Genomic DNA, 20,321 nt, shown 5'->3' on the forward strand with positions numbered 1-20,321 from the left:
GCTTCAGTCCCCGGCCATCGCGTCCTGGAGGCTCTTGGGTCGAAGGTCGGTCCAGTTCTGCTCGACGTACTCCAGGCACTCGGCCCTGGCCGCCTCGCCGAAGACCACGCGCCAGCCCTCGGGCACCTCGGCGAACGCCGGCCACAGGGAGTGCTGCTCCTCGTCGTTCACCACGACGTGGAAGCGGCCGTCCTCGTCATCGAATGGGTTCGTGCTCAACTGGCACCGTCCTTGTCCGTCACGGGTGACTGGGGATGGGAAGCCGCCGGGCGGGGTGCGGGAGAGCACCGGGCCCGGTCGCCGCACCGGGCCCGTCCCGTCGACGGGACACCCGGCGAAGGCGGCGACCTCCGGCGTGCCACGTCACCGTAAGGACCCGTTCGGCGGCGCAACAAGGCAGCCGTGTCCAGGTGCCGACCGGCCGTCCGCACGACCCGGATCCCGCCAAGATCCCCTGTACGCACAGGTGTTCCTGTGCCACGATCCCGCGCCGCGCACGCGGGCCCGGCAGGTGCGCGAGCGGCTTCCAGGGGCCGCCGCCGAGGCAGTCGGCCGACGGCTCAAGACCCGCTACAAGGGCGGCGGAAGTCCCCTCGTACCCGCGGCTCCGCGGCCGGGCGCCGCCCTATGGTCGAAGGCGCGCGACGACCGCCCGTACGCCCGCGGCCGACCGCCCGTACGCCCGCGGCCGACCGAGATCCCGTCCTGTGCGACCAGCCTGTGTGAGGTGAAGCGATGCAGTTCCGCATCCTCGGTCTCGTGGAGGGCCGTGACGAGCAGACCGGCCTGCGGATCCTGCCCACGGGCGCCAAGCAGCGCGCGCTGCTGGGGGCGCTGGTGGTGCGGGCCGGCCACAACGTCTCCGCGCACCGGCTCATCGACGAACTGTGGGGCCACCGCCCTCCCGCGAACGCGGCGAACGCGCTCCAGGTCCACGTGGCACGGCTGCGCCGGCTGCTGTCCGGCGCGGACCCGCAGGGCGGACAGCCCGTGCGGCGACCGTGGATCGTGACCACCGCACACGGCTACGCCCTCCAGCTCCCCGCCGTCGAGACGGACGCCGTCCGCTTCGAGCAGCTGACCGCGCAGGGCCGGCGGGTCCTGCTCGACGATCCAGGACGGGCGGGCGAACTGCTGCACCGGGCCCTGTCGTTGTGGCGCGGACCGGCCCTGGAGGGCAGCGTGCTCGGCGACATCTGCGCGGTCGAGGCGGCCCAGCTGGAGGAACGCAGGCTGACGGCGCTGGAGATGAAGTACGACGCGTACCTGCGGACGGGGCGCCACGGCGAGATCACCGGCGAGCTGCTGGAGCTGACCGCCGACCACCCGATGCGGGAGACGTTCTACGAGCTGCTGATGGTCGCCTTCTACCGCTGCGGCCGCCAGGCCGAGGCGCTGGGCGTGTACGCCAGGGCCCACCACCACATGAGGGACGAGCTGGGCGTCGAGCCCGGCCCCGAGCTGCGCGGGCTGCGCGAGCGGATCCTCCGCCAGGACCCGACCCTCGCCGCGGCCCCCGGCCCCCTCCTGCCCGCCGCGCCCCGGACGGCGCCGGGCCGGGCGGCCGACGAGGCGGTGCTCCCCTTCTACCAGGAGCTGGCCGGGTTGCAGCACCGCATCGAGCAACTCCAGCAGGAGCAGCACCGGTTGCTGCGCCGTTTCGACGCGCTGGCGGCGAGCGCCGCGCGGACGACGGTCGGCTGAGCGGCCGCGCATGGCCGGGCGGGCGATGCCATACGGAACGCGGTCGCGCAAGAGTTCGAGTGCCGCTCCGGTGCCGCTTCAGCCGGTCCTTACAGACTTCTGGCTGATCGTGTGCACCTTTTCCCTGGAGGCATGATGGCGCGTCAGGCTGGTCGGACACCGGGGTCGCCGAGCGGCCCGGAGAACGCCCTCCCCCAGACCCCGCCGCGGCAGTCGCCCGCCGCCGGGGCCGCGCCGGTCAGGAACCAGGTCCTCACGACCAAGGTGGGCCTGCAACTGCCGACCGGCATGGCCTACGACGAGTGGGAGCGGTCGGGGCGCCAGCTCGCCGGGGTCGTCGACTCGTCCTGCTGGTGGCTGGGCGACTGGCTGGTCTACGGCAAGGACCACTACACCGACCGGTACCAGCGCGGGATACGCGCGGTCGGCCTCTCGTACCAGACCCTGCGCAACTACGCCTGGGTCGCGCGGCGCTTCCCCCACTCCAGACGGCGGACCGCCCTGAGCTTCCAGCACCACGCCGAGCTGGCCTCTATGCCGGTCGAGGAGCAGAACCTCTGGCTCGACCGCGCCGAACGGTCGCAGTGGACCACCAAGCAACTGCGCGCCGCCCTGCGCGCCGAGCGCGGCGGCGAACGGCCGTCACCCGCCGTTCCCGCCGAGCCGAACCGCCGGCTGGAGGTTCCGGGCAGCCGCTTCCAGCGGTGGCACGAGGCGGCGGAGCAGTCGGGCGTCGACTTCGAGCAGTGGGTGACGGCCACGCTGGACCGCGCGGCCGCCCGCGCCCTGGAGGCGCACGCCCCGGCGGAGCCCGCGGGCCCCCGGGCGCAGGCCGCGCCGGACGCCGGTGTCCCCGAGGGGGACGCGCGCCGCGCCGACGCGGCCGGGCGGACGCCTTCGGTGCCGGTCGGCGTCTGAGGGCCGGGGTCCCGGGCCGGGCCGGGGTTCCGGGGCGGGTTTCCGGGCCGGGCCGGGCCTCCGGGCCGGGGCCCCGCATCGAAGCCTCCGGCGCCCCGGCCCGGTTCAGAGCCTGTGTCCGACAGAGGCTCAGGGCAGTCGGCCCATCAGCCCCGCGGTCTGCTGCTTGTAGGTGCACCCGCTCTGCCCGAACGACTCCCGCACCCGTTCGCGCACCTCGCACGGCTGCTCCTGGCTGAGCTTGAACATGCCGTCGGCCGCGGTCACGGTGAGGCGGAAGGCCCCCACTCCCGGCGCGATCTTCCGGAAGTAGCCGAGCGACTCGGTCATGTCCCAGTCCGCGCCGAACGCCTTCTCGAAGGCGCTGACGGTGGACTGCACCACCTCCAGGGTCTCCTCCGTCGATTCGATCTTCTCCACCACTCCCCTGACGTGTACTGCGGTGAAGTTCCAGGTCGGGGCGGCCGGCGTCACGTCGTACACCGTGGGCGACACGTAGGAGTGCGGACCGGTGAAGGTCAGCAGCAGGACACCGCCGTCCTCCAGCGCCGACCAGTGCGGATTCGCCCGGTTCATGTGGCCGAGGAGCGTGGCCCCCCGCAGGTCCCCCCGCCAGTCGCCCGAGGTCACGGGGTCGAAGATGACCGGCAGGTGGGTGGCGAACGGGCCGGTGTCGGGCGCGCCGTTCGCCACGGCGAGCGCCAACGGGTTGTCGGCCATCAGGTCCACCATCCATGAACTCTCCGGCTCACGGTAGAAACTGGGCACAAACATGCGGATTCACCCTTTCTAGAATTGGCGCAGGGCATGGCTGTGCATCAGGTCATGGCTGATCGCACATCGTGGGACTTTTCGGCTTCCGGCCGTGCCGTGCGGAGATTCTGAGAACCCGCGCAGAACATAACTCCGTCCCGTCAACAGGACAACGAGTTCAGGTGTCGAGCGCCTCTGTAGAAGTCTTGGACAGGACTTCATGCCGTCTTTGAGTTGCCTTCGAGCAGACCGCTGGCGCACACTCACATCGGTCTCTCGGGACAACGTCCTCATTTTCCAGACGCAAAGTGGGAGAGTCTTCATGGGCACAACGGGCAGGCACAACCAAGAGGTCATCGACCTGGTCGGCATCGGGTTCGGTCCGTCCAACCTGTCGCTCGCGATCGCCTTGGAGGAGCACGGGGCGAGCACCCCGGAGCACCCGGTCACCTACCGCTTCTTCGAGCGGCAGCCCTCGTTCGGCTGGCACCGGAACATGCTGCTGCCGTCGACGACCATGCAGATCTCGTTCCTCAAGGACCTGGCGACCTTCCGGAACCCGATGTCCCGGTTCAGCTTCGTCTCGTACCTGCACGCCGCCGACCGGCTGGTGCAGTTCGTGAACAACCAGGACTTCTTCCCGACCCGGCAGGAGTTCCACCAGTACCTGGAGTGGGCCGCCGCCGGCTTCGGCGACCGGGTCTCCTACGGCACCGGGGTCACCGCGGTCCGCCCCGTCCCCGGGGACGGGGAAGGGGCACCCGACCTGCTGGAGGTCGAGGCGCGCCGCGCCGACGGGACCACCGAGGTGGTACTCGCGCACAACGTGGCCGTCTCGACGGGCCTGGTGCCGCGGCTGCCGGAGGGCGTGAGCGCCGGGGAACGGGTCTGGCACAGCTCGCAGTTCCTGAGCAGGTTCCGCGCCCAGGAGCCGGACGACCTCAAGCACGTGGCCGTGGTCGGCGCGGGCCAGAGCGCCGCGGAGATCACCCGGTTCCTGCACGACGCGCTGCCGCACGCACAGGTCTCGTCGGTGATCCCGTCCTACGGCTACACCGTCGCCGACGACACCCCCTTCGCCAACCAGGTCTTCGACCCGGGCGCGGTCGACGAGTACTACTTCGGCACCGACCGGGCGCGGGACGCGTTCTGGCGCTACCACAGCAACACCAACTACTCGGTGGTCGACGCCGACGTCATCCGGGAGCTGTTCCGGCGCTCGTACGACGAGGAGGTGCGCGACAGCCGCCGGCTGCACTTCCGCAACCTCACCCGGGTCGACTCGGTCGAGCAGCTCGGCAGCTCGGCACGGGTGGTCCTGCGCTCGCTGCTCGACGACCGGACGGAGGAGCTGTCCGTCGACGCGCTGGTGTTCGCCACCGGCTACGACGGCCTGGACCCCGCCCGCCTGCTCGGCGACTTCGACCGGCACTTCCAGCGCGACGCGGCGGGCAAGCACCGGATGGAGCGCGACTACCGCCTCACGTCCGCATCGGGCCTGACCTGCGGCGTCTACCTCCAGGGCGGCACCGAGCACAGCCACGGCCTGTCGTCGTCCCTGCTGTCGAACATCGCCGTGCGCAGCGGCGAGATCGCCGACTCGATCGTGCTGCGCCGCGCCGAGCGGGAGCTGGACCGCACGCCGTCCGCCGTCTGAGACCGTCCGCCAAAGGTAATTCGCATTCGCACATCCAGTGCGAATTCCTCATGGATTTCCGCTCCACCGAAGATCGAGTCGCACACAATTGGATTTCGAGTGGACCGTGCATCGTGATGCCGCACGGGATACGAGACCGAGGAGTCGTTCCCATGAGTAGGAAACGCCCGCAGGGCGCGCCCGCGCCACGGCATTCGAGGCCCTTATGAATGTCCTCGCGCATTCGGCCACGGAAAAGGCGGGGATCGTCGGCGAGGCCCTGCCGTGGCTGGCCCGCCACCAGGGACGTACGGTCGTCGTGAAACTGGGCGGGCACGCGATGACCGACCCGGACCTCACCGCGGCCTTCGCCCGTGACGTCGTCTTCCTGCGCCACGCGGGCCTGCGCCCCGTGGTGGTGCACGGCGGCGGCCCCCAGATCGACGCCGAGCTGGCGCGGCGCGGCCTGGAGCGCGAGTACCGGGCCGGGCTGCGGGTCACGTCGCCGCCCGCGATGGACGTCGTGCGGATGGTCCTCGCGGGGCACGTCCAGCGCGAACTGGTCGGCCTGGTCAACCGCTTCGGCCCGCTCGCCGTCGGCATGACGGGCGAGGACGCGGACACCCTGACCTCGGTGCGGCACGTGCCGTGGATCGACGGGGAGCCCGTGGACATCGGCCGGGTCGGCGAGATCACCGCCGTGAACACGGGCGCGCTGGAGAGCCTGCTGGCGGACGGGCGCATCCCCGTCGTCTCCCCGCTCGCCCGCAGCGCGGAGGACGGCCTGGTCCACAACGTCAACGCGGACACCGCCGCTTCGGCCCTCGCCGTCGCGCTGCGCGCCGAGGCGCTCGTCGTGCTGACGGACGTCCCCGGCCTGTACGCGGGCTGGCCGCACGACGCCGAGGTCGTCCCCCGGCTCACGGCCCGCGAGCTGGAGAAGCTCCTGCCTGAGCTGAGCGGCGGCATGGTGCCCAAGATGACCGGCTGCCTGGACGCCGTACGGGGCGGTGTGGGGTCGGCCCGGGTGATCGACGGGCGGGTCCCGCACGCGGTGCTCCTCCAGATGTTCACCGACGACGAGGGCGGCACGGTGGTCGTGCCCGACCCGGACGAGACGGAGGCCCTGTCGTGAACGAGCAGCGGCGGCACCACCCGGCGCCCGGCGGCGCACCGCCGCCCGGCCTCGTCCGGCTGCGGTTCGCCGACCCGTACGCCCTCGTCCGGGCGGCCGCCGCCTTCGACGACCGCACGGACACGGGCCTGGGCACCCCGCTGATCGACACCGCGACGCTCACCCTCCAGATGGCGGGCGACACCGGTGTCGGGACCGTACGGGCGGTGCTCGACGTGCTCGACACGGCGGCGGTCGCCGCCGAGGCGCTCACCGTGCACTCACAGGCGCTGGACGACGTCTTCGCGGCGGTCACCGGCCTGCCCTGACCTGCGGATCCGGACGACGGCCTGGACCGTCGCACCGCGTGCATGACACACCGTCAGGACAGCACGAGAGTGCAGCACTTGACGCTGCCACCCGCCTTGAGGAGTTCCCCGAGGCCGACTCCGACCGGATGGAACCCCCGCTCCTTCAGCCGGGCGGCGAGCCCGGTCGCGGCCTGCGGCAGCAGCACGTTGAGGCCGTCGGAGAAGGCGTTGAGGCCGAACACCGCGGCGTCGTCGGCCGTGGCGAGCAGCGCGTCGGGGAACAGCTCCCGCAGCACCGCCCTGCTGCCCGGACTGAACGCCTCGGGGTAGTACATGACCTCGTCGTCCGAGAGCACCGCGAGCGCGGTGTCCAGGTGGTAGTAGTCCGGGTCGACCAGGGTCAGGCCCGTCACGGGGATGCCGAAGAACTCCTGGGCCTCCGCGTGCGAGCGGACGTCGGTCCTGAACCCGGTGCCCGCCAGCATCCGGCGCCCCACCCGCAGGAAGTCGCCCTCGCCCTCGTTGATGTGGTCGGGCCACAGCAGCTCGTCGAAGCCGTTGGCCGCGAACCACTCCAGGTACGCGGGCCCCTCCGCCGTCCGCTCCCTGTGCCGGAAGCGGGCGCCGAGCACCTTGCCGTCCACCACCGTGGCGCCGTTGGCGGCGAACACCATGTCGGGGAGGCCCGAGAGGGGTTCGACCACCTCGACGGTGTGCCCGAGCGAGAGGTACAGCTCGCGCAGCTGCTCCCACTGGAGCAGGGCCGTCCGGGCGTCCGTCGGCTTCTCCGGGTTCATCCAGGGGTTGATGCTGTAGGTCACGTCGAAGTACTGCGGACGGCACATGAGCAGGCGGCGCGCGACCGCCCGCCGTCCGGCCCGGGGTGCCCGTTCGCCGACCGGGGCGTCGTTCAGGGACATGCCGGTTCCTCCTGATGTCTGTGAGAGGGCGTGTGCTCGGGTCCGGCGGGTGTGCGGCACCGCCTCCCGCGGGCCACGGGGCCGGTACGGGCGGGGAGGGAACGCGCCGGGCCACTCCAGGCACGTGTCCGACGGTCGCCCGCCCGGCTTGATCCGCCCTTGAGCGGCCCTCGACGGACGGCCGGGAGCATGGGTGCCGAGCGGGACCGAACCCGCTCGCACGTCTCGTCGATGGAGCGGTCATGCGGATGTCAGAAGAGCCGGAGATGCGCCTGTTCGTGTTCCACCACTCCGGTGGGTCGCACCTGACGTACCAGGACTGGCCGTCCTGCTTCCCGGCCGGCTGGGACGTGCGGATCCCCGACGCGCCGGGCCGCGGTCCGCGCGACGCGCGTCCCGCCGTGCCCGAAGCGGGCGCGCTGTTCGACCACCTCCTGGACGAGCTGGACGACCTGTTGACGGGCCGCTTCGCGTTCTTCGGGCACAGCATGGGCGGCCTCGTCGCCTACGAACTGACCCGCAGGCTCCTCGAATCGGGGCGCACCCCGCCGGTCTGGCTCGGCGTGTCCGCACGCGGAGCGCTGCGCCCCGAGGGGGACTCCCCGCGGCGGCACCTGCTGTCCGACGCGGACCTGCGCGCGGAGCTGCTGGCCATGGGCGGTTCGTCGTCGTCGGTCCTGGAGCACGCGGAGCTGTGGGACCTGTTCGCCCCGGTCATCCGCGCGGACCTGCGCATCAGCGAGACCTGGCGCACGCCGCCCCTGACCGCGCCGCTGCCGGTGCCCCTCTCGGTGTTCGGCGGCACCGGCGACCACGTGGCGCCGCCGCACAGCATGACCGGCTGGGCGGCCGCTTCCGAGCACTTCCTGGGCCAACGCCTCTTCGACGGCGGCCACTTCTACTTCCAGGACCGGCTCCCCGAGGTCGCGGACCGGATACGGGACGACGTGCACCGCGCCCTGCTGGTCAGGGCCTGCGTCTGAACCCGGGCCGGGCGCGGCGTCGGGTCAGCCCGCCGCCCGGGTCAGCCCGCCGCCCGGGTGAGCGCGCGGGCCAACTCCCGTGCCCCGTAAGCCTCCTCGTCGCTGCCGAGCACCACGAGCGGCGGGACGCGGCCCGCCGCCGCCAGGTGGCGGGCGATCTCGTACGCGACGGCGCCCGCGCCGGAGAAGCCGCCCAGCACCAGGCGGTCGGCCGGGCCCGCGACCCGGCCCACCGCGGCCGCGCCGTCGCGGGCCGCGTCCACCGGCACTCCCAGCGCGAACAGCGCCTCGGGGCCCTCGTAGCACCGCACGAGGTCGCCGTACCAGGTGTCGGGCGCGCCCGGCGCCGCGACGAGACAGACCGCGGCCCGGCCGGGCAGGGCCGCCGCCCGCAGCCGGACCAGTCGGCTCCCCGGCCCGTGCCGCTCGTGCACGCGGGGCAGCTCCGCCGCGCTGAGCGGACCGATCACCTCGGCGACCGTGGTCCCCTCGCGCACCGACGAGGGCAGTCGGCGCAGCAGCCCGGTGCTCTGCACGAGCATGGCGCGGGTCCTGTCGTCCGCCAGGCGTTCGCGGTCGTGGACCGCGGACAGCACCAGGCCGCCCTGTCCGTCGTGGTGGGCGACGACGCCCAGCGCGCTCGCGGTGCGGGCCACGGCCGGGACGGGCTGCTCGACGCGCACGCCGCGCGCCGCGAGGGCGCGGGCCAGCCGGTCGTCGCGGCGCGGGGTCCGCTCGAAGGCCAGCAGGGTCTCGGCGTCCCCCTCGGGGCCCCGGCCGGTCCACTCCCGTACGCGGCCCGCAGGCGTCCATTCGTGGGCGGCCATCTCCAGCACCTGGTCCCGCAGGGTGCGCAGCAGCCGCACCACCGTGTCCGCCGGGTCGACCTCGACGGACAGCGGGAGCGGGTTGGCGAGCGGGCCGGGGATCCGCTCCACGTCCTCCATCAGGCAGCCCCGGCCGGAGAAGGAGACGCCGAAGCCGATCCGCGCGGGACCGCGCAGCGGCCCCGTGGCCCGGTACAGCAGCATCGCCCACACGGCGTGCAGGACGTTGGACTCGGTGACGCCCCAGCGGGCCGCCCAGTGCACCAGCCGCATGCTCTCGGCCCGGGAGAGGCGGGTGCGGCTGCGGCCCGCGCCGTCGTAGCCGGTGCGTTCGCCCGGTTCGGCGCGCGGCAGCAGGGCGGTGACGGGGGCGGTGTGCCGCCAGAAGTCCCGGGCGGGCGCGGTGTCGCGGCCGTCCAGCCAGCGCGTGTAGTCGCGCAGGTCGGGGCGGCGCTCGCCGCCGGGCAGCACGCCGCCCGACAGGTAGGCGCGGTAGAACTCCCGGATCAGCAGGCGCACGCTCCAGCCGTCGAGGAGGGCGCGGTGGTAGGTGAGGACCACGTCGGTGGACGGCTCGTCGGCGGCGGAGCGGACGGGCGGCCCGTCGAGCAGGGCGACGCGCAGCGGGCCCGGTCGGCGCAGGTCGAAGCCGCGGCGGCGCTCGGCGGTCAGCAGGTGTTCGCGGTCGGGGAAGGTGCCGTGCGCGTGGTGGGCCACCTCGAAGCCGCAGCGGTCGAACAGGACGGTGCGCGGGTGCGGGTCCCAGACGAACGCGGACCTGAGGACGGTCTCGCAGTCGGCCACCGACCCCCACGCCGTGCTGAACAGGCCGGTGTCCAGGGGCCCGTACCACCGCCAGACGAGCTGCTCGACCTGGTGGTCGGGGCCCGCGCCCGCGTCGGCGAGCAGTTCGCGCTGCAACGGCGTCACGGGGAAGGTACGGGGCAGCGGTCCGCGGGCGTGCGCCGGGCCGCCGTCCGGCGCGGGCACGGGGCCGTGCTCCGTCGCCCGGGTGCCGGTGATGAGGTCGGCCAGGAGTCCCGCCGGGTAGGGCTCGGGGTCGCCGGCCGCCGGATCGCCCGTCGCCGGGGGGAGTTCGACGCTGTGGTGGTCGGGGCCGTGCCGGTGCAGCCTGAGCCGTCCGGCGGACGGCGCGGGGTGGTCGGCGGCGATCCGGTCGACGGCGGCCCTGAACAGGTCGGCGTCGAGCCGCCCCCGCAGCTCCAGGACCGGTCGCGAGTCCCGGGGGTCGTGTCCGGGGGCGAGTACCACGATCATCGTCGGTGCCGGGGAGCGGTCCGTCGGCATCGGTCTCCTCCTCTCCTGGCGCACGGACTCTCCTGGCGCACGGATCTTCGATGATGGAGAGGTCCGCCCACGTATCGCTGACACGGCGCTGACACGGCCGGGCGGACCGTACGCGCCGAGTGGCCCGCCTCCCGTCCGCGGCCCGTCCCTCCTCGACACCACCACGCTAGGGGCGCCGCGGGCCGCGCCCCCGATTCCTCCAGCGCTTGCCCAGCGCTCCACGAGGCATGTCGGAGCGCGTGTCCCGACCTGGGCCGGGCGCGTCCGTGCGCGGGCGTTCGGACACCGGCTCTCAGCCGCTGCCCGCGGGCAGCGGAGCCGCGTGGTGTTCCACGAGGCGGCCGTCGCCGTCGAAGCGGAGCTCGGCGAGCAGCCTGCTGACCGCCGTCCCGGTCGTCGCGGTCAGCCGCAGGGCGACGTGGTCGCCGTCGGCGATGACGCGGTCGCAGGCCAGCAGCGGGCGGTCGGCGGCGAAGGGGGCCGTCAGCGGGCAGGGTTCGCCCCGGTTGGCCGACTCGACCAGGGCGAGGGCGAGTTCCTTGTTGCGCTCCCGGGCGGTGTGGCGGGCCAGGAGGGAGTGCAGGGTCTCGGTCAGGGGATCCGTCAGCGTCAGGCGCACGGCCGGGCCTCTCGTGTCGTCGGGGACACTCGCCTGGCCGTTCCTCCAGGAGCCGTGGCCCACGGGGCCGCGCACCGGCTCGTACGCGGTGAGGAGTTCGACGTCGAGCCTCGCCCGCCGCCCTGGAGCGGCGCTCAAGGCGCTCTCAAGGCGCTCCCAAGACGCTGTCGGACGCGCCCGTGACGACGGCGCACCTGTCCGGGCCCGGACGCGGGCGCGGACTCGGACTCGGACTCGGACTCGGACTCGGACGCAGGTCCTCAGGCGGCGAACAGGTCGAAGGTCGTGGTGCGCCGGGCCCCGGCGACCACGTCCAGCTGCGGGTCGACGGTGAGCATGGCCTGGTGCAGCCGCTGCAACTGCGGCGAGGGCTCAACGCCCAGCTCGTCGATCAGCCGCGTGCGGAGACTGCGGTAGGCGTCGAGCGCCCCGGCCTGCCGGCCCGACCGGTACAGCGCCACCATGACCTGCGCGTGCAGGCCCTCGTGCTGCGGGTTGCGGGCCGTCAGGTCGATGAGTTCGGCGACGAGTTCGGTGTGCCTGCCGAGCCGCAGGTCGGCGTCGATGCGCCGCTCGATCGTGGCGAGACGGCTCTCTTCGAGCCTCCTGACCTCGATCTCCAGGATCGGCCCGATGCGCACGTCGACCAGCGCAGGTCCCGACCACAGGTCGAGGGCCGCCCGCAGCCGCCGCGCGGCCGCCTCGTTGTCGCCCGCTTCGAAGGCGGCCTGCCCGCCCCGCGCGAGGCGCTCGTACTCGTGCACGTCGACGCTTCCCTCGGGCACCTGCAACAGGTACCCGCCGTGCCGGGTGGCCAGCACTTCCTTGACGCTGCCCGGAGCGCCGACGCCCATCGCGCCGGCCAGCCTCCTGCGCAGCTGGAGGATGTACGTCTGGAGAGTGGTGAGCGCGCTCTGTGGTGGCGCGGTCCCCCAGATCTCCTCCATGAGCATCGGGATGGGCAGGACCCGTCCCGGGTAGAGCGCCATCAGCGACAGGATCTGCCGCGGCTTGGCCGCCGTAGGAACGATCGATCCCCCGTTGACCTCGGCACTCAACGGACCCAGAACCTGAACCTTCATGGCTTCCTCCGTAGTGGTCGAGCTCTCTGTCCTGATTCCTTCCATTGGCCAGAAACCTGTGCCGCGGCTCACGCTAGCCGGGCACGTTTTCGGCGAGCGGGCTTCTGTAGCGGCCCTCTAGCGGGCCTCCACGCGCGGCGCCGCGGCGCCCACAGCAGTGCGGCCCCTGCCCCGCTCGCGCGAAGGCCGAGGGCGGGGAGGGGCGCGGCGGTTCGGATCGAGGAGCGGGAGGCACAGGAAGCGCGGGAGGTGTAGGAGGCGTAGGACGTACGGTCGTTCAGACCGTCGCCATGCGGTCGCGGTCGACGGCGGCGGGCACGGCGTGCTCCGCCGTCAGCGGGGTCTCGGGCACGGACACCAGGATCGACTGCTGGAGGCGGCGCAGCCGCGCCGAGGGCTCCAGGCCGAGGTCCCGCACGAGCGTGCCGCGCAGCCGGTGGTAGACCTCAAGTGCCTCGCTGCGCCGTCCCGAGCGGTACAGGGCCAGCATGAACTGCCCGTGCAGGTTCTCGTGGGTGCGGTAACGGGCCGTCAGCACCGTGAGTTCGGCGAGCAGTTCGCGGTGCCTGCCGAGCCGCAGGTCGGCCTCGATGCGCTGGTCGAGGGCGCACAGCCGGCTCTCGTCCAGCCGCTTGGCCTCCATCTGCAGCTGTACGCCGGTCTGTACGTCGGCGAAGGCGGCGCCGCTCCACAGGTCCAGCGCTTCGCGCAGCTTGCGGGCGGCGCCGGGGAAGTCCCCCGCGTCCATGGCCCGGTAGCCCGATCCCGAGAGCCGCTCGAAGTCGCGCACGTCGACGCGGCCGCCGCCGGTGACGAGCACGTAGCCGCCCGGCGAGGTCAGCAGGACGTCCTTGGCGCTGCGCGGCGGCTCGTCCCCGGCGGGGGCGTCCTTCTCCAGTGCGGCGGTGATGAGTTCGCGCAGCTGGAGCACGTAGGTCTGGAGGGTGGTGCGGGCGCTGCGGGGCGGGTTGCCGCCCCACAGTTCCTCGATCAGTCCGGAGACCGGCACCACCTGGTCGGCGTAGAGAGCCAGGAGGGCGAGCACCTTGCGGGGCTTCGGTGCGGTGGGGGTGATCGAAACGCCGTTCTCGCTGACGTCCAGTGTCCCCAGGATGTCGATGTCCACGCCGGCTCCCCCTGCTCTCTGTTCGGTGTGCGGCTGCACTCAGTAAAAAACAGCACGCACGGTCTGTCAATATCAAACCATCCGTGCTGTTTCTTTTAGCGTGCCTCCACTCTCGCTCTAGCCTGAAAAAACGCCTTTGAGCTGCGGAAATGCCAACACCATCCGATCGAGACGGCATCAGATCCCCGCGCCTGAGAGCAGAGATCCAGCGAGATCCCCGTCAAATCTCAAGCGATCGGCACCCCCTGGACGTACCGCGTGCGCTGTTTAGCCGCCCTCGGGAACGACGGCAGGAGTCCCGCCGGACACCAGCCGCCCCAGTCCGTCGGCCGCCGCGAGCCGGGGCAGCAGCAGTTCCCAGAAGCGCACGAGCGTGGCCGTGGACGTCCACGTGCGGTCGTCGGCGCCGAGCAGCTCGAAGCCCGCGGTCGCCGCCACCACGGCGACCGAGGCGTCGGCCGCCGAGACGCCGTCGGCGAGCACGCCCTCGCGCTCCGCGTCCCCCAGCACCTCCTCGACCCAGTCCCGCCACACCCCGTGCAGGTACATGGCATCGCCCCGGCGCGGGAGGGCGCCGCCCAGCCCGAACCCGGCCCTGACCACGACGTCGCGGTCCAACCGGCCCATCAGGGCATGGGTGGAGTCGATGAGCCGCTGCACCGGGTGCGGCCCGGCGGCCGAGACGCGTCCGACGAGGTCGCGGACGACGGCGGCGGCCTCCTCCTCCACGGCGCGGGCCAGGGCCTGCTTGCTCTCGAAGTGGAAGTGCAGCGCACCGGCGCTCACCCCGGCCCTCTCGCTGATGGACGCCAGCGACGCCGTGGTGAAACCGCACTGCGCGAACACCTCGGCGGCCGCTCGCACCAAGGCCTGCCGCGTGCGCGCGGCACGCTCCTGCTTCGCCATGAAGGCCCTCCTGGGGCAACGGGTCCGGCGCGCCGCCGGACCGCTTGGGAATCTGTGGCCGACGAACCCTCGGCGCGGCGGCGGCCGCGCGGGCCGGCCGGTGCCGCCGCGCGGGCGCCGGGCGCGGTCGAGCACATCAGCCCGACCCGTCAGGGCATCATACAAAACCGCACGGCTGGTATATAAACAAGACCGACGACCCCAGAACGGTCGACACCGTCGCCGATTCGCGTGCCGAGGCCACCCATCCGCAGCCCGCACACCCCTCCGGCCCCGCCCCGTTCGCCCCGCCCTCCCAAGGGATCCCCTCAGGAATCACTAGGAGGAATCCACACCTCCCTTTACACACGACCGGACTTCAGCATTCCCGCTAGAGATTAAACCGGACGGTATGTATCTTCGGCGGTGTCGAAGGGCTGCCCTCGGCATCAGGTCCGTATGACTCAGGGGGATAACCATGTCTGCGAGCTTGTTACGTCTGAATCGCGCGATGTCGCGCACGGCGGGCGCAGAGCACGACACCACCGCGGCCGCCGGGCGGGGGAGTCTGCTCGTGCGGCCCCTGACCAGCACCGTTCCCAAGGAGTTCGTCCAGCGCACGAGCGTCGCCGAGGTCGTGCTCACCGGTTGGGAGCGGGTGGGCGACCACCGTTTCGCCGTGGCCGCCCAATGGCCCCGCGGGCACAGCCTCTTCGCCGTCGACGGCCGCTACCACCCGCTCATCGCGGCCGAGACGATCCGCCAGACCGCGACCCTGCTGGCCCACGCCGAGTACGGCGTGCCCCTCGACCGGCGGCTGCTGGTGGCGGACATCGACGTGCGCACCCTTCCCGAGCACTTCGACATCGACTGGACGCCCGCCACGCTCGAACTCCGCGTCGACACCCTGGCGACGACGGGGCAAGGCGGCGCCCTGACCGGGCTCCGGGTGACCGTGGAGATCCACCGGGACGGCCAACTGGCGGCGACCGGCGGCGCGTTGGCCCGGGTCGCCCCAAACGCCCCGGCCGCCCCCACCGCCCCGGCCGCCGACCGGGCTCCCGGCACGGACCGCCCCGCGCCGGGAGCGGCCGGGCTGACGCCCCCCGTGCCGCCCCCGGCCGTGGGGCGCCGCTCGCCCGCGGACGTCGTGCTGTCCGCCATGGCGTGGCCGGGCCGGTGGCTGCTGCGGGTGGACACCGGGCACCCCGTCTTCTTCGACCGCCACCTCGACCACACCCCGGACGCGATGCTGCTCGAAGCCTCCTGCCAGGCGGCGGCCATGACGCTGGGCCGCCCGTGCGTGCCGCTGGACATCACCGCGGAGTTCGACCGCCGCACCGAGCTGACCAGCACCTGCGTGATCGAGGCGTGGCGCATCCCCGGCAGCGGCGTGGACGCTTCCGAGTCGGTGCTCGTGACGGGCCACCAGGGCGGCGGCCTCGTCTTCCGCTCGGTGGTGACCGTGGCGGGCGACTAGGCCGGGCGACCGGGCGGGCCCGCCCGGTCAGAGCCGGTGTCCGACGAACGCAGACCCTCAGCCCGTCGTCGCCAGCTCCTCGGTCATCTCCTCCCGGGCCCGCGCGTCGCTCCTGGCGCCGAGCTCAAGTGCCCGCCCGACGCTGATCTCAAGGCTGGCCAGGACGGCCGGGACCGCGATGCTCGGCAGCAGGTGCCTGAAGAGCGACACCACCCGCTCTTCGAGGTCCTCCCGCTGCGCCAGGATCTGCGAGTAGACCTGCACGCCGGTCCAGGCGGCCGAGAACTGCCAGGCGGTGTCGGCCGGCACGACGTGGGGGAGGAGTTCGCCCTGCTTCTTGGCCTCGGTCAGCAGCCCGCCGCTCGCGTCGATCCACTGGGTGATGGCCGAAGTCCCGAACTGCGCCCGCACGTCCTGGTCGAGGCTCAGCCGCGCCACGGCGCTCACCAGCGGATCCCGCCGCATGCGGTAGGCCACCGTGAGCCCCGTGTCCACGAGTTCCTGAAGCTTGGAGCTGCTGGGCTCCACCGAGGTCAGGCTGAACTGCTGGGTGAGCACGCCCTCCGCCAAGGCCGCCTTGGACGGGAAGTGGAAGTACAGCGCTCCCTTGGTCAGACCGGCTCTGGCCAGGATCTCGCCGATGGTGGCGCGGTCGTATCCGTACTCGTCGAAGACGGAGGCAGCCGCCTCCAGGATCGTCATCCTCGTTCGGACCGCACGCTCCTGCCGTGCCATCAAAGCCCTCCCTGGTCTTGTCCGGAGTTCGGCACCAGGTCAGGTGTCCACCCTCCCGGAACCAAACCCGCCCGTCCGAATTCTCGCCACCGAAGGCCCTGCTTCGACCCTCAATCGCACTCCCCGATCATGCGAGGAATCTTCATAATGTCAAAGAAAGTGCTGATCACAGGGGCAAAAGGCTTCATCGGACGCCATGTGCTCCGCTCTGCCCTTACAAAACCAACCGTGCGGGTTCGAATGATATACCGCACCCCTGAAGCTCCCGAGGGGCAGGGCGTGGAAGCCGTGCGGGCCGACCTCACGGACCCCGCGTCGCTGCGGGGCGCGTGCGAGGGCGTCGACGCCCTCGTGCACTGCGCGTCCCGCGTGGAGGGCAACGCGCGGACCCTGCGCGCGGTCAACGACGCGGGCACCCGGGCCCTGGTCGACGAGGCGGTGCGGCACGGCGTGCGCCGCATCGTGTACGTGAGCACTGCCTCGGTGTACGGGCGCGGCCCCTTCCTCGGGGCGGGGCCCGAGGACCTGGTGCCCGCCCCGGCCTCCGCCACCAGCCGGGCCCGCGCCGCCGCCGAGCGGCACGTGCTGGCCGCGGGCGGGACGGTCCTGCGGCCGCACCTCGTCTACGGCACGGGCGACCGGTGGATGCTTCCCGGGCTGGCCGGACTGCTGCGGTTCCTGGGGGCGGGCGTCGCGTGCTCCTCGGTGCACTCCGCCGTCGACGTCGCCGCGCTGGCCGAGGTCGCCGTCGCGGCCGCCCTTGCGGACCACGACGTCCCTCCGGTCCTCCACGTCGGCCACCCCCGTCCCGTGTCGTCCGCCGCCCTGGTCGGTCTGCTGGTCGAGCCCCTCGGCCTGGCCGGGGGCGCCTTCCTGTCGTTGCGGCGGGCCAGGGAACGCGTCGAGGGCTTCCCCACCGCCCTGCACCACCTCGACATGCTCGCCGCCGACCACTGGTTCGCCGGCGCGCACGTCTGGCGGGAGCTGGGCTGTGATCCGGGCCCGGCCCCCGCCGCGGGTCTCGCCGCCCACCTCCAGTGGTACGGACCGCTGTTGCGCGAGGGCGCCCCGACCGGCTGCGGCGCGCGGTGACGGCGGACGGGCGCACCGCGCTAGTGCGCGAGGGCCGCGGTCTCCTGGTGCACGCCGTCCGCCGCCGTCCGCCGCGCCCCGGCCGTGGCGGACGGCCCGAGCAGCACGGGCAGCATCTGGTGTCCGTTGGAGATGAACGACTCCAGCGGGCGCAGGCTCTCGGCGGGCACGGCGAACCCCATCCCGGGGAACCGGGTGAACAGGCCTTCCAGGGCGACCGCCGCCTCCGTCCTGGCCAGTTGGGCACCGATGCAGAAATGCGGGCCGTGGCCGAAGGAGAGGTGCTCGCGGCGGGTCTCGCGGGTGACGTCGAACCGGTCGGCGTGCTCGCCGTGCACGGCGGGGTCGCGCCCCGCCCCCGCGTACGAGATGACCAGCGGGTCGCCCTTGGGGATCACCGTCCCGCCGATCTCCACGTCCTCCACCGCGTAGCGCAGGATGCCGTTCGCGCCGGGGGCGTCCATCCGCAGGGTCTCCTCGACGGCGTCCTCCCAGGTCGCCCGCCCGGACCGGACGAGCGCGAGCTGGTCGGGGTGGGTCAGGAGCAGCGTGATCGCGTTGTCGATCAGGTTCACGGAGGTCTCGTAGCCGGCCGTGTAGAGCAGGATCAGGTTGTCGGCCAGCTCCTTCTCGGTCAGCCGGGTGCCGTCCTCGTCCCGCTGCGCGATCAGCGCGCTGGTCAGGTCCTCGCCGGGGTTCTCCCGCTTGAGGGCGATCAGTTCGTTCATCGTCAGGTAGAGGTTGGCGCCGTTGCGCTGCGCGTCCTCCAGCGTGGCGGAGGTCTGGAAGAAGCCGTTGATGATGTGGCGCAGCTTCTCGCGGATCTCCTCGGGGATGCCGAACAGCTCGGCGAGCACCTGGGTCGGGACGAGGTGGGCGAACCCCTGCCGCAGGTCGACCGGTTGGTCGGGCGCCGCCTGGGCGAGCCGGTCGAGCAGGTCGTGCGTGATCCGCTCGACGCGGGGCTTCAGCAGGGCGGTCCTGCGGGCGGTGAACGCGCCGGAGACGAGCTTGCGCAGGCGCCGGTGGTCGTCCCCGTAGGCGGTGACCATGTTCTGCACCGAGACCCAGATGGCCAGGGGCCAGGTCTGCGCGATCTCCCCGTCGATCCACGCGGGCCAGTGCAGATAGGCGTTCTTGGAGATGCGGGGGTCGGTCAGCAGGGCCTTGATCTCCTGTTGGCCCGTCACCGCCCACGCGTCGACGCCACCGGGCAGGGTCACCCGGGCGACGGGGCCCTGTTCCCGCAGTCGGGCGGCCTCGCCGTGGACGTCCCGCCCCGACGGGTCGAAGGCGTACGGGCAGGTCTGCTGACGGCGCATTGGCCCTCCGGTCGTTGAGGCGGGCTCCATGAGTCGGAGCGCCCGCACGATGGATAAAACCGTACACGCGGTATGTCCATGGTCAAGAGGGCCTCACCAAGAAGCCCTTGAGGTGGCGAACTATCTACCGTTTCAACCCGGTTAAGGCTCAGCCAGCACCCAAGCCTCCCTCCATCACGGATCGAAAGGGACCCAATACGAAACCAGCTAGTCCGTATCTTTCGTTCTCCGAGCCACCCCCCATCTGACTCGACTTCCCTGCTGAGAGGCGGAGAGTAGACGTGACTGCACCGAAGGGCCGTACGACCACCTACACGACCGACCTGGCGGCCATGCCGCAGCTGACCACCACGGTCCCCCGCGAGTACGTGCACCGGGCGAGCCACGCGGAGGTCTTCCTGACCGGCTGCGAGAAGCTCGACGAGGACCGGTTCGCCCTCACCGGCGAATGGCCGCGCGTACACCCGTTCTTCACCAGCGCGGACGGCGGCGGCCACGCCGCCCTCCAGGCGGCGGAGACCGTCCGCCAGACGGGGCTCTTCCTCGCGCACGCCGAGTTCGACGTCCCCCTGGGCCACCAGTTCCTGCTGTCGGAGCTGTACTTGACCACCTTCGCCGAGAACCTGGTGATCGGCCGGGGCCCCAGCGACCTGTCCCTCACGGCCGCCTGCACCGACATGGTCCGCAGGGGCAAGCGGCTCGCGGAGTTCAGCATGGACATCACCATCGAGCGCGACGGCAGGCCGTGCGCCGCCGGCGGCGGCCGCTTCGCCTGCATTTCGGACGGCACCTACCGGCGGCTGCGCGGCACCGCCACGACGGCCAGGCTGCGCTCCCGCACCCGGCCCGGGGACACGCTGGCCCCGGCCGCCGTCGGCAAGGCGGCGTCCGCCGACGTGGTGCTCGCCGCCACCGACCGGGACGACCGCTGGCTCCTCGACCCCGACCCGCGGCACGCGATCCTCTTCGAGCACGCGGGCGACCACTACCCCGGCATGGTCCTGCTGGAGGCCGCCTGGCAGGCCGCCACCGCGCTCGGCGGCCCGCGGGGCTTCACCCCGTCCTCGGTGCGCGCACAGTTCCAGCAGTACGCGGAGTTCGCGTCGCCGGTGTGGATCGACGCGGCGCCCCTGGAGGGGGCGGGGGACGACACGGGCTTCTGGATCACCGGCACGCAGCAGGACCACACCGTCTTCACCGCGACGGTGAACTGAGCACGCACCGCACCAGTGCGGCGGAGGCCGTCCCCACGACGGCCCCCGCGGCACGAAGGGCCCACGCCGAACTGGCCGATTGTCGTCGCTCCGCCCCGGCCCCACCCCCGCCCCCAAGCGCGGCCCGATGCCTCCGGCGGGGCACTCCGGCGCCCGGTCCGGGGCACCTGGAGCTGCACATAAGCGGACATGACTGGGCATTGGGGAGTTCGCAACTCGCGCACCGATGTGGGGGATTGATGGGGATCCCGAGTAGGGCCTCGGCAAAGTTTCGGTTGCGTTGGTCGATGAA

General features: G+C 72.6%; 19 protein-coding genes. 9 read left to right on the top strand and 10 right to left on the bottom strand.

All coding sequences use genetic code 11. The features are described 5' to 3' along the window. Positions 1-3 precede the first annotated feature (3 nt). Positions 4-219 carry an MbtH family protein gene (locus ACIBNE_RS34015; RefSeq protein ID WP_399278564.1) on the bottom strand — a complete coding sequence of 72 codons (216 nt, stop codon included), beginning with the start codon at positions 217-219 and terminating at the stop codon, positions 4-6. A 516-nt stretch (positions 220-735) separates the two neighbouring features. On the opposite strand from ACIBNE_RS34015, the gene ACIBNE_RS34020 reads away from it, so the two are divergent. Then, entirely contained in the window at positions 736-1,704 is a 969-nt protein-coding gene (locus ACIBNE_RS34020) for a BTAD domain-containing putative transcriptional regulator (RefSeq protein WP_399278566.1), read from the top strand. 132 nt (positions 1,705-1,836) lie between these two features. Further along, complete coding sequence (locus tag ACIBNE_RS34025) at positions 1,837-2,622, top strand: LmbU family transcriptional regulator (protein WP_399278568.1); 786 nt, start codon at positions 1,837-1,839, stop codon at positions 2,620-2,622. 129 nt (positions 2,623-2,751) lie between these two features. On the opposite strand, the gene ACIBNE_RS34030 is transcribed toward ACIBNE_RS34025, so the two are convergent. Beyond that, positions 2,752-3,396 carry an FMN-binding negative transcriptional regulator gene (locus tag ACIBNE_RS34030; protein WP_399278570.1) on the bottom strand — a complete coding sequence of 215 codons (645 nt, stop codon included), beginning with the start codon at positions 3,394-3,396 and terminating at the stop codon, positions 2,752-2,754. Between the two features lie 301 nt (positions 3,397-3,697). On the opposite strand from ACIBNE_RS34030, the gene ACIBNE_RS34035 reads away from it, so the two are divergent. The 3 genes from ACIBNE_RS34035 to ACIBNE_RS34045 all read left to right on the top strand — a co-directional run bounded on the left by ACIBNE_RS34035 (position 3,698) and on the right by ACIBNE_RS34045 (position 6,454). Continuing rightward, the gene (locus ACIBNE_RS34035) at positions 3,698-5,032 is read left to right on the top strand and encodes a lysine N(6)-hydroxylase/L-ornithine N(5)-oxygenase family protein (RefSeq protein WP_399278572.1); all 1,335 of its coding nucleotides are present in this window, start codon (positions 3,698-3,700) and stop codon (positions 5,030-5,032) included. A gap of 205 nt (positions 5,033-5,237) precedes the next feature. Next, on the top strand, positions 5,238-6,146 hold the full coding sequence (gene argB, locus ACIBNE_RS34040) for an acetylglutamate kinase (RefSeq protein WP_399278574.1): 909 nt from the start codon (positions 5,238-5,240) through the stop codon (positions 6,144-6,146). Continuing rightward, positions 6,143-6,454, top strand: a complete 312-nt coding sequence (locus tag ACIBNE_RS34045) for a hypothetical protein (protein WP_399278576.1) — start codon at positions 6,143-6,145, stop codon at positions 6,452-6,454. Before argB ends, ACIBNE_RS34045 begins: the two co-directional genes overlap by 4 nt. A 53-nt stretch (positions 6,455-6,507) precedes the next feature. On the opposite strand, the gene ddaH is transcribed toward ACIBNE_RS34045, so the two are convergent. Beyond that, positions 6,508-7,356, bottom strand: coding sequence for a dimethylargininase (gene ddaH, locus ACIBNE_RS34050; RefSeq protein WP_399278578.1), 849 nt, complete (start codon positions 7,354-7,356; stop codon positions 6,508-6,510). A 242-nt stretch (positions 7,357-7,598) separates the two neighbouring features. Between ddaH and ACIBNE_RS34055 the strand changes: the two genes are divergently transcribed. Beyond that, positions 7,599-8,339, top strand: a complete 741-nt coding sequence (locus tag ACIBNE_RS34055) for a thioesterase II family protein (RefSeq protein WP_399278580.1) — start codon at positions 7,599-7,601, stop codon at positions 8,337-8,339. A 41-nt stretch (positions 8,340-8,380) separates the two neighbouring features. Here ACIBNE_RS34055 and ACIBNE_RS34060 read toward each other — a convergent pair whose 3' ends face one another. From ACIBNE_RS34060 to ACIBNE_RS34080, 5 genes are all read right to left on the bottom strand, one after another. Next, the gene (locus ACIBNE_RS34060; protein ID WP_399278582.1) at positions 8,381-10,474 is read right to left on the bottom strand and encodes a condensation domain-containing protein; all 2,094 of its coding nucleotides are present in this window, start codon (positions 10,472-10,474) and stop codon (positions 8,381-8,383) included. Between the two features lie 292 nt (positions 10,475-10,766). Then, a complete protein-coding gene (locus tag ACIBNE_RS34065) occupies positions 10,767-11,231 on the bottom strand; it encodes a hypothetical protein (RefSeq protein WP_399278584.1) in 465 nt (154 codons plus the stop codon). A gap of 122 nt (positions 11,232-11,353) precedes the next feature. After that, a complete protein-coding gene (locus tag ACIBNE_RS34070; protein ID WP_399278586.1) occupies positions 11,354-12,175 on the bottom strand; it encodes a BTAD domain-containing putative transcriptional regulator in 822 nt (273 codons plus the stop codon). 277 nt (positions 12,176-12,452) lie between these two features. Beyond that, positions 12,453-13,301, bottom strand: coding sequence for a BTAD domain-containing putative transcriptional regulator (locus ACIBNE_RS34075; protein ID WP_399278588.1), 849 nt, complete (start codon positions 13,299-13,301; stop codon positions 12,453-12,455). Between the two features lie 267 nt (positions 13,302-13,568). Beyond that, positions 13,569-14,207, bottom strand: a complete 639-nt coding sequence (locus ACIBNE_RS34080) for a ScbR family autoregulator-binding transcription factor (protein ID WP_399278590.1) — start codon at positions 14,205-14,207, stop codon at positions 13,569-13,571. 490 nt (positions 14,208-14,697) lie between these two features. Between ACIBNE_RS34080 and ACIBNE_RS34085 the strand changes: the two genes are divergently transcribed. Next, positions 14,698-15,666 carry a ScbA/BarX family gamma-butyrolactone biosynthesis protein gene (locus tag ACIBNE_RS34085; protein WP_399278592.1) on the top strand — a complete coding sequence of 323 codons (969 nt, stop codon included), beginning with the start codon at positions 14,698-14,700 and terminating at the stop codon, positions 15,664-15,666. A 57-nt stretch (positions 15,667-15,723) separates the two neighbouring features. Here the strand turns inward: ACIBNE_RS34085 and ACIBNE_RS34090 are convergent, their stop codons facing one another. After that, positions 15,724-16,401: a ScbR family autoregulator-binding transcription factor gene (locus tag ACIBNE_RS34090; RefSeq protein ID WP_399278594.1), complete on the bottom strand. Its 678-nt coding sequence runs from the start codon at positions 16,399-16,401 to the stop codon at positions 15,724-15,726. A 147-nt stretch (positions 16,402-16,548) separates the two neighbouring features. Here ACIBNE_RS34090 and ACIBNE_RS34095 point away from each other — a divergent pair, with 147 nt between their 5' ends. After that, positions 16,549-17,493 carry an NAD-dependent epimerase/dehydratase family protein gene (locus ACIBNE_RS34095; protein ID WP_399278596.1) on the top strand — a complete coding sequence of 315 codons (945 nt, stop codon included), beginning with the start codon at positions 16,549-16,551 and terminating at the stop codon, positions 17,491-17,493. A gap of 20 nt (positions 17,494-17,513) precedes the next feature. Here ACIBNE_RS34095 and ACIBNE_RS34100 read toward each other — a convergent pair whose 3' ends face one another. Continuing rightward, a complete protein-coding gene (locus ACIBNE_RS34100; protein WP_399278598.1) occupies positions 17,514-18,815 on the bottom strand; it encodes a cytochrome P450 in 1,302 nt (433 codons plus the stop codon). Positions 18,816-19,096: 281 nt separating this feature from the next. Here ACIBNE_RS34100 and ACIBNE_RS34105 point away from each other — a divergent pair, with 281 nt between their 5' ends. Further along, entirely contained in the window at positions 19,097-20,029 is a 933-nt protein-coding gene (locus tag ACIBNE_RS34105; RefSeq protein WP_399278600.1) for a ScbA/BarX family gamma-butyrolactone biosynthesis protein, read from the top strand. The last annotated feature ends 292 nt before the right edge of the window (positions 20,030-20,321 follow it).

It is taken from the genome of Streptomyces sp. NPDC050504 (assembly GCF_044458065.1).
Lineage (GTDB): Bacteria > Actinomycetota > Actinomycetes > Streptomycetales > Streptomycetaceae > Streptomyces.

What these genes read in the sequence shown, in the direction of transcription:
- ACIBNE_RS34095 (WP_399278596.1), top strand. Translation starts at nt 16,549, where the DNA reads ATGTCAAAGAAAGTGCTGATCACAGGGGCAAAAGGCTTCATCGGACGC.
- ACIBNE_RS34100 (WP_399278598.1), bottom strand. Translation starts at nt 18,815, where the DNA reads ATGCGCCGTCAGCAGACCTGCCCGTACGCCTTCGACCCGTCGGGGCGG.
- ACIBNE_RS34030 (WP_399278570.1), bottom strand. Translation starts at nt 3,396, where the DNA reads ATGTTTGTGCCCAGTTTCTACCGTGAGCCGGAGAGTTCATGGATGGTG.
- ACIBNE_RS34085 (WP_399278592.1), top strand. Translation starts at nt 14,698, where the DNA reads ATGTCGCGCACGGCGGGCGCAGAGCACGACACCACCGCGGCCGCCGGG.
- argB (WP_399278574.1), top strand. Translation starts at nt 5,238, where the DNA reads ATGAATGTCCTCGCGCATTCGGCCACGGAAAAGGCGGGGATCGTCGGC.
- ddaH (WP_399278578.1), bottom strand. Translation starts at nt 7,356, where the DNA reads ATGTCCCTGAACGACGCCCCGGTCGGCGAACGGGCACCCCGGGCCGGA.
- ACIBNE_RS34025 (WP_399278568.1), top strand. Translation starts at nt 1,837, where the DNA reads ATGATGGCGCGTCAGGCTGGTCGGACACCGGGGTCGCCGAGCGGCCCG.
- ACIBNE_RS34055 (WP_399278580.1), top strand. Translation starts at nt 7,599, where the DNA reads ATGCGGATGTCAGAAGAGCCGGAGATGCGCCTGTTCGTGTTCCACCAC.
- ACIBNE_RS34080 (WP_399278590.1), bottom strand. Translation starts at nt 14,207, where the DNA reads ATGGCGAAGCAGGAGCGTGCCGCGCGCACGCGGCAGGCCTTGGTGCGA.
- ACIBNE_RS34090 (WP_399278594.1), bottom strand. Translation starts at nt 16,401, where the DNA reads ATGGCACGGCAGGAGCGTGCGGTCCGAACGAGGATGACGATCCTGGAG.
- ACIBNE_RS34035 (WP_399278572.1), top strand. Translation starts at nt 3,698, where the DNA reads ATGGGCACAACGGGCAGGCACAACCAAGAGGTCATCGACCTGGTCGGC.
- ACIBNE_RS34060 (WP_399278582.1), bottom strand. Translation starts at nt 10,474, where the DNA reads ATGCCGACGGACCGCTCCCCGGCACCGACGATGATCGTGGTACTCGCC.
- ACIBNE_RS34020 (WP_399278566.1), top strand. Translation starts at nt 736, where the DNA reads ATGCAGTTCCGCATCCTCGGTCTCGTGGAGGGCCGTGACGAGCAGACC.
- ACIBNE_RS34070 (WP_399278586.1), bottom strand. Translation starts at nt 12,175, where the DNA reads ATGAAGGTTCAGGTTCTGGGTCCGTTGAGTGCCGAGGTCAACGGGGGA.